The sequence below is a fragment of the Pseudoroseomonas cervicalis ATCC 49957 genome (assembly GCF_000164635.1).
Taxonomy (GTDB): Bacteria; Pseudomonadota; Alphaproteobacteria; order Acetobacterales; family Acetobacteraceae; genus Pseudoroseomonas; species Pseudoroseomonas cervicalis.
The window spans coordinates 343,637-348,644 of the sequence record NZ_GG770777.1; the positions used below are offsets into that span (position 1 = coordinate 343,637).

Genomic DNA, 5,008 nt, shown 5'->3' on the forward strand with positions numbered 1-5,008 from the left:
CGCACCGCCACCCCGCCCGCCGCCCCGGCCGGGCCCGCCCCGGTCACCAGCGCCCCGGTCAACAGCGCCCCGGTGCGCGCCGGTTCCGTCACGGTGCAGCTCGGCGCCCTCGATTCGGAAGCCGGCGCCCGCGCCGAATGGGACCGGCTGACCCGCCGCGTGCCGGAGCTGCAGGGCCGCTCGCCGCAGATCACCCGCTTCGAGCGCGAAGGGCGGCCAACCATGTGGCGGCTGCGCCTGGGCGTCGAGGATGCCGGCAGTGCCGGCGCGCTGTGCGAGGCGGTGAAGTCCCGTGGCGGCGCCTGCGCCGTGCTGGGGGGCTGAGAGGGCTTGTCCATGGTCACGCCGCGCGCCGCCATCATCGGCCTCTCCGGCCCCGAGCTGCTGGCTGAGGAGGCGGCGCTGCTGCGCCAAGCCAGGCCCTTCGGGGCCATTCTCTTCGCCCGCAACGTGCAGGACCCGGCGCAGCTGCGGCGCCTGACCGCCGCCATCCGCGACGTGCTGGGCGAGGCCGCCCCGGTGCTGGTGGACCAGGAGGGCGGCCGCGTCGCCCGGCTGCGCCCGCCGCACTGGCCGCGCTTCGAGCCCGCCGCGCGCTTCGAGCGCCTGCCGGAAGAGGCGGCGGAGGCCAATGCCACGCTGCTCGGCCTCGAATGCGCGTCCGTCGGGCTCGACGTGGTCTGCGCCCCCGTGCTCGATCTGCGTCTGCCCGGCGCGCACTCCGTGGTGGGCGATCGCGGCTTCTCGGCGGAGCCCGCCGAGGTCGCGCGGCTCGGCGCCGCCTGGGTCGCCGGGCTGCAGCGCGCCGGTACCATCCCGGTGGTCAAGCACATGCCCGGCCATGGCCGCGCCATGGTGGACAGCCATCTGGAACTGCCCCGCGTGGCCGCCGGGCGCGAGGCGCTGCGGGCCGACTGGGCGCCGTTCCGCGCGCTGGCGGGCAGCGGCGCCTGGGGCATGACCGCGCATCTCCTGTTCGAAGCGCTGGACCCCGCGCGCCCGGCCACCCTCTCGCCCGCCATCATCGACGGCATCATCCGCGGCGAGATCGGCTTCGGCGGGCTGCTGCTCTCCGACGACCTGGCGATGCAGGCGCTCTCCGGCAGCCCGGCCGAGCGGGCCACGGCCTGTCTGGCCGCCGGCTGCGACATCGCCCTGCATTGCAGCGGCGTGCTGGAGGACAGCGCGGCGGTGCTCGGCGCCGTGCCGCCGCTCTCGGACGCCGCGCAGCGCCGCATCGCCACCGCCCGCGACGCCACGCAGCGCCAGGCGGCGCTGAGCCTGCCCGACCCGCTGGCGCTGGCAGCCAAGCGCGACGCGCTGATGCAGGACGCCGCGTGACCGAGTGGCTGCCGGAGCTGGCCGCCGCGATCCTCGCCACGGTCCTCGCCATCACCCTGCACGAGGCGGCGCATGGCTATGCGGCGCTCGGCCTGGGCGACGACACGGCGCAGCGCGCCGGGCGGCTGAGCCTGAACCCGCTGCGCCACGTCGATCCCGTCGGCACGCTGCTGCTGCCGGCCATCCTGCTGGCGGTGCAGCTGCTGGCGATCGGCCGGGTGGAGGCGATGTTCGGCTGGGCCAAGCCGGTGCCGGTCGATCTGCGGCAGCTGCGCAACCCGCGCTACGGCATGGTGCTGGTGGCGGCCGCCGGGCCGGCGATGAATGTCTTCCTGGCCTGGTGCGCCGCCATGCTGGCGCATCCGGTGCAGGAATGGGGGCATCTGCTGCCGCCCGACGTCACCAGCTGGATGATGCGCTTCATCATCCTCTCGATGCTGGCCAACCTGCTGCTCGGCCTGTTCAACCTGCTGCCGATCCCGCCGCTGGATGGCGGGCGCATCCTGGTGGGGCTGCTGCCCTACCGCCTGGCCCTGCCGCTGGCGCGGCTGGAGCCGGCGGGCCTTGTCATCGTCATGCTGCTGATCTTCGTGCTGCCGCGGATCTCCGACACGCTGGACCCGATCGGCTGGCTGGTCGGCTTCGCCACTGGCCCGGGCTTCCGGCTGATCCTGCTGCTCTCGGGACATGGCGGATGAGCACCGCCGCGCCCGAGACTCTGCATGTCAGCCTGGAGGTCTATGAGGGCCCGCTCGACCTGCTGCTGGAGCTGGCGCGGGCGCAGAAGGTGGACATCGCCCGCATCTCGATCCTGGCGCTGGTCGACCAGTATCTGGCGGTGATCGAGGGTGCCCGCCGGGTGCGGCTGGAACTCGCCGCCGATTGGCTGGTGATGGCCGCCTGGCTGGCCTGGCTGAAATCCCGCCTGCTGCTGCCCGAGGATCCGGAGGAGGAGCAGGACGCCGAGGCGCTGGCCGGCCAGCTGGCCGAGCGCCTGGCCGAGCTGGAGCGCATGCGCGAGGCCGCCCGCTGGCTCGGCACCCGCCCGCAGCTGGGGCAGGAGGTGCTGGCGCGCGGCGCGCCGGAGAGCCTGGTGCGGCAGGAGCCGGGCGGGCTGAACGCCGACCTGCCCGGGCTGCTGCGCGCCTATGTCGAGGCGCTGCGCCGGTCCCAGGCGAAGCGCCCCTACCGCCCGAAACCGCGCCGGCTCTGGACCGTGCAGGAGGCGCTGGACCGTCTGCAGCGCCTGGTCGGCAGCCTGCCCGATTGGGGCGAGCTGCAACGCTTCCTGCCGGAGAGCTTGCAGGACCCGGTGGAGCGCCGCGCCGCCCTGGCGGCCACGCTGATCGCCGGGCTGGAGATGGCGCGCGGCGGCGGCATCGAGCTGCGGCAGGAGGCGGCCTTCGGCCCGATCCTGCTGCGCCGCCGCGAGACCGAGGCGGCCGAGGAGGTGAAGCATGACGTCGCAGCCTGAGCCGGCGGCGGACACCGCGCCGGGCGCGATCCCGGCGCAGCAGGACGGGGCAGGGCCTGAGCCGCCGCAGCGCCGCGACCCGGCCGGCATCGCGCCACTGGAACACGCGCTGCGCCTGGCCGAGGCGCTGGTCTTCGCCGCCGACCGCCCGGTGCCGCTGGCGCGGCTGCAGGCGCTGCTGCCCGAGGGGCTGCGCGCCGATGCGGTGATGACCCTGCTCGCCGCCCGCTATGCCGGGCGCGGCGTCGAGCTGACCGAGGTGGCCGGCGGCTACGCCTTCCGCACCGCCCCGGACCTGGCGCCGCTGCTGACGCGGGTGGTGGAGACGCCGCGCCGCCTGCCGCGCGTGGCGATGGAGGCGCTGGCCATCATCGCCTACCACCAGCCGGTGACCCGGCCGGAGATCGAGGAGATCCGCGGCACCAGCCTGTCCCAGGCGACGCTGGAGGCGCTGCTGGAGACCGGGCTGATCGCCCCGCGCGGCCGGCGCGAGGTGCCCGGCCGCCCGATGCTCTGGGGCACCACGCCGCGCTTCCTGGAGCAGTTCGGCCTGCGCGAGCTGTCCGACCTGCCGCGGCGCGAGGAGCTGCTGGCCGGCGAGGCCGCGCCGGCGCTGGCGCTCGCCGCCGCGAGGGGCGCCGCATGAGCCTGGTGCTGGAGGGCATCCACCACGCCTATGGCAGCCGCGCCGTGCTGCGCGGCGTCGACCTGGCGGTGGAGCCGGGCGAGATCCTCTGCCTGCTCGGCCCCTCCGGCGATGGCAAGACGACGCTGCTGCGCCTCGCCGCCGGGCTGGAGGCGGTGCAGCAGGGCCGCATCCTGATCGGCGGCCAGATGGTGGCCGAGAAGGGGCGGGAGGTGCCGCCCGAGGGCCGCCGCGCCGGCTTCGTCTTCCAGGACTACGCGCTGTTCCCGCATCTGACGGTGGCCGGCAATGTCGGCTTCGGCCTGCGCCAGGGCAGCCGGGCCGAGCGCGCCGCGCTGGTGGCCGAGGCGCTGGGCCGCGTGGGCCTGGCCGGCCACGCGGCGGCCTATCCGCACATGCTCTCGGGCGGGCAGCAGCAGCGCGTGGCGCTGGCCCGCGCCCTGGCGCCACGCCCGGCCGTGCTGCTGCTGGACGAGGCCTTCGCCAGCCTCGACGCGAGGCTGCGCGAGCGGGTGCGCGACGACACGCTGCATGTGCTGCAATCGGCCGGCATCGCGACCCTGATCGTGACGCATGACGCCGAGGAGGCGATGTTCATGGCCGACCGCATCGCGCTGATGCGCGGCGGCCGGGTCGAGCAGCTGGGCACGCCGGAAGCGCTCTACCTCCGGCCGGCCAGCCGCTTCGTCGCCACCTTCCTGGGCGAGGTGAACACCCTGCCGGCGCGAATCGCCGGCGGGGTGGCGGAGACGGCGCTGGGCTCCGCCCCCGCCGCCCTGCCCGACGGCCCGGCCGAGCTGCTGCTGCGCCCCGAGGGGCTGCGCCTGCTGCCGCCGGGCGAGGGGCTGGCGGCCGAGGTGCAGGCCTGCCGGCTGCTGGGCGCGCATTTCCTGGTGCATCTGCAGGCGCCGCTGCCGGATGGCACGGCGTTGCACCTGCATGCCCGGCTGCCGCCCGGCCCCAGGCTGGCGCGCGGCGACCATGTCGGTTTGGCCATGGATCCGGAACGTGCCTTCGTGTTTTCCGGCGCGAGCCCCTAGATAAGCAGCCGCGGGTCCGCGCATGGCCGCGCCAGATTGGCGCTGCCGCCGGTTCCTGCTAACGGAAGCGGCCCCCGCCTCGGGGAGATGGGAAGCACATGTTAGATTTCGCCTGGTCCGAAATTGCCCTGATCGCCGTGGTGGCCATTGTCGTCATCGGGCCGAAGGATTTGCCGGACGCGATCCGGACGGTGGCCAAGGGCGTGCAGAAGCTGCGCCGCATGGCCTCCGAGTTCCAGGGCCACGCCGATGAGCTGGTGCGCGAGGCGAAGCTCGAGGATGTGCGGGACCAGATCCGCGACATCCGCAATTTCGACGTGAAGGGCACGATCGAGCGCCACCTGGACCAGGATGGTGAGATCCGCCGCACCTTCAACGACGATCCGCTGCGCGACAATGCCTGGAAGCCGGGGAACGGCACCGCCCCCGCCGGTGATGCCGCCGCGTCCGGCGATGCCAACACCGGTGCCGAGGCCGGGCCGCCCGCGCCACCGCCCGCCGCCGCCG

The 5,008-nt window shown here is 75.0% G+C and carries 7 protein-coding genes; all 7 read left to right on the plus strand.

The window, feature by feature from the left end; genetic code table 11:
• A partial coding sequence (locus tag HMPREF0731_RS01455; RefSeq protein ID WP_245538218.1) for an SPOR domain-containing protein occupies positions 1-324 on the plus strand: 324 nt, incomplete at its 5' end.
• A 12-nt stretch (positions 325-336) separates the two neighbouring features.
• A complete protein-coding gene (gene nagZ / locus HMPREF0731_RS01460; RefSeq protein ID WP_007002213.1) occupies positions 337-1,341 on the plus strand; it encodes a beta-N-acetylhexosaminidase in 1,005 nt (334 codons plus the stop codon).
• Positions 1,338-2,039: a site-2 protease family protein gene (locus tag HMPREF0731_RS01465; protein ID WP_007002214.1), complete on the plus strand. Its 702-nt coding sequence runs from the start codon at positions 1,338-1,340 to the stop codon at positions 2,037-2,039. The genes nagZ and HMPREF0731_RS01465 overlap by 4 nt, the downstream gene beginning before the upstream one ends.
• Positions 2,036-2,815 carry a segregation and condensation protein A gene (locus HMPREF0731_RS01470; RefSeq protein ID WP_007002215.1) on the plus strand — a complete coding sequence of 260 codons (780 nt, stop codon included), beginning with the start codon at positions 2,036-2,038 and terminating at the stop codon, positions 2,813-2,815. The genes HMPREF0731_RS01465 and HMPREF0731_RS01470 overlap by 4 nt, the downstream gene beginning before the upstream one ends.
• The gene (gene scpB / locus HMPREF0731_RS01475; RefSeq protein WP_007002216.1) at positions 2,799-3,461 is read left to right on the plus strand and encodes an SMC-Scp complex subunit ScpB; all 663 of its coding nucleotides are present in this window, start codon (positions 2,799-2,801) and stop codon (positions 3,459-3,461) included. The genes HMPREF0731_RS01470 and scpB overlap by 17 nt, the downstream gene beginning before the upstream one ends.
• Positions 3,458-4,501 (plus strand): ABC transporter ATP-binding protein, encoded by a 1,044-nt coding sequence (locus HMPREF0731_RS01480; protein ID WP_007002217.1) that lies wholly within the window; start codon positions 3,458-3,460, stop codon positions 4,499-4,501. Before scpB ends, HMPREF0731_RS01480 begins: the two co-directional genes overlap by 4 nt.
• A gap of 98 nt (positions 4,502-4,599) precedes the next feature.
• Positions 4,600-5,008, plus strand: a 409-nt coding sequence (tatB, locus tag HMPREF0731_RS01485) for a Sec-independent protein translocase protein TatB (protein ID WP_007002218.1), incomplete at its 3' end; no start/stop codon positions are given.